Below are 997 nucleotides of genomic sequence, written 5' to 3'. Positions count from 1 at the left end.
CGCGCCGCCGCCGGCTGGCCCAGCCGCTGCCCGACCTGGTCGCCGACGTGGAACGCACGTTGTTGCTCGACATCGAGGGACTGACCAGGGTGGACCGGGCCGGGCGCGTCCACCTCGACGCCTTCGCCGGCGTGGTGGCCGAGTTCGCCTCCGCCAGTCCCTCGGCGACCCTCCCCGCGCTGATCGACTACCTCCGCACCGCCGAACACGCGGAGGACGGCCTGGAGCCCGGCGAGGTCGAGGTCGCCGAGGACCGGGTGCAGGTCGTCACCGCGCACTCGGCCAAGGGGCTCGAGTGGGAGGTCGTCGCCGTGCCGCACCTCGTCCGCAGGGTCTTCCCCGGCCCGAGGCGGTCCGCGAGCTGGCTGGGGTCGGTGTCCGAGCTGCCCGCCGAGCTGCGGGGCGACGCGGAGGACCTCCCCCGGTTGGAGCTGACGGGCTGCTCGGACCGCAAACAGGTGGCCGAGGCGTTGTCGCGGCACGCGGACGAGTTCGAGGACCGCCGGCTCGCCGAGGAACGACGGCTCTGCTACGTCGCGCTGACGAGGTCGGAGCGAGTCCTGCTGGTGTCCGGGCACTGGTGGGGAGAGACCGGAGGGGCGCCCCGGGGCCCCTCGGAGTTCCTGGAGGAGGTGCTGGCCGCCGTCGTTGGCGACGGCCGTCCCGGCGAGGACACCGTCGTGGGTTCCTACCCGGGCGGGCGGGTCGAGAGGTGGGCGCCGCCACCGGACCGGGATGCGGTGAACCCGCTCACCTCCGAGAAGCGGTCCGGGGTGTGGCCGAGCGACCCGCTCGGTGAGCGTCGGCCCGTCGTGGCCGCGGGGGCGGAGTTGGTGCGCCGGAAGATGGCGTCGCTGCGGGCGGCGCGGCACGCCTCCGCCGAGGCGGGGGAGGACGGGCGTCCGGATCCGCTGCCGTCCCGGGTCGATCCGGTCCACGACCCCGAGGGGTGGCTGCGGGACGTCCGGGTCCTCCTCGCGGAGCGGGCGGCGGCCGC

At 75.8% G+C, this 997-nt stretch carries 1 protein-coding gene; it reads left to right on the top strand.

The window, feature by feature from the left end:
- A partial coding sequence (locus ACTIDRAF_RS26660) for a 3'-5' exonuclease (RefSeq protein ID WP_039785298.1) occupies positions 1-997 on the top strand: 997 nt, incomplete at both ends.

Source organism: Actinoalloteichus spitiensis RMV-1378, assembly GCF_000239155.1.
GTDB classification, from domain to species: Bacteria; Actinomycetota; Actinomycetes; order Mycobacteriales; family Pseudonocardiaceae; genus Actinoalloteichus_B; species Actinoalloteichus_B spitiensis.
This window is presented reverse-complemented; position numbering and strand designations above follow the sequence as displayed.